Origin of the sequence: Streptomyces sp. SID14478 (assembly GCF_010548525.1) — a bacterium.
In the GTDB taxonomy this organism is placed as follows: Bacteria; Actinomycetota; Actinomycetes; order Streptomycetales; family Streptomycetaceae; genus Streptomyces.
In genome coordinates, this window is sequence record NZ_JAAGMG010001448.1 from 1 (window position 1) to 944 (window position 944).

The 944-nt window shown below is 74.8% G+C and carries 1 protein-coding gene; it reads left to right on the forward strand.

Annotation, left to right across the window (positions count from 1 at the left end; all coding sequences use genetic code 11):
- The coding region (locus G3I40_RS45350) for a GAF domain-containing protein (protein WP_164560611.1) at positions 1 to 944 on the forward strand (944 nt) is incomplete at both ends.

Sequence of the window (944 nt, forward strand, 5' to 3'; positions counted from 1 at the left end):
CGTCGTGGCGTCGTTCCGCGGGCGCGCACGTCAGCCCGGACGCGGCGGCGGCCGTGGAGCTGACCGACGGCGACCTCGGCTCGTACCGCGCGGAGCATCCGCTCTCCCGGGTGATGCCGCTGTTCCGCGAGCTGATGGGCACGTTCGCGACGGACGGCGAGCACCTTCTCGCCGTATGCGACGCGCAGGGCCGACTGCTGTGGGTCGAAGGGCATCCCGGTACGCGGCGGCGGGCGGGCGGCATGAACTTCGTGCCGGGCGCCCGCTGGTCGGAGTCGGCGATGGGCACGAACGCGCCGGGGACGGCGGTCGCCGTGGACCGCCCTGTGCAGGTGTTCGCCGCCGAGCACTACATCCGCGAGGTGCAGCGGTGGACGTGCGCGGCGGCGCCGGTGCACGACCCGCGCACGGGGCGGCTGCTGGGCGCGGTGGACATCACCGGTGGCGACGGCCTCGCGCATCCGCACAGTCTCGCGTTCGTCCAGGCGGTCGCCCGCGCCGCCGAGTCGCAACTCGCCCTGCTCGCACCGCCGCCCACGGCCGAGCCGGATCTGCACCTGAGCGTGCTCGGCCGCGACGAGGCCCTGCTGCTCACGGGCACCGGACACAAGATCCGCCTCAGCCGCCGCCACAGCGAACTGCTCGTCCTGCTCTCCCGCCACCCGGAGGGCCTGACCGGCGACGAGCTGCTGTGCTTCCTGTACGAGGACGAGTCGGTGACCCCGGTGACGCTGCGGGCCGAACTGGCGCGTCTGCGAAGGGTGTTGGGGCCAGACGTCCTGATGTCCCGCCCCTATCGCCTCGCCGCCCCGATCGACTCGGACCTGGCGACGGTGGAGCGACGCCTCGGCTCGGGCGCGGTGACGGCGGCGGCGTCCGCCTACCCCGGGCCCCTGCTCCCGGCGTCACAGGCCCCGTCGGTGGCCCGCATCCGGCGCAGGCTC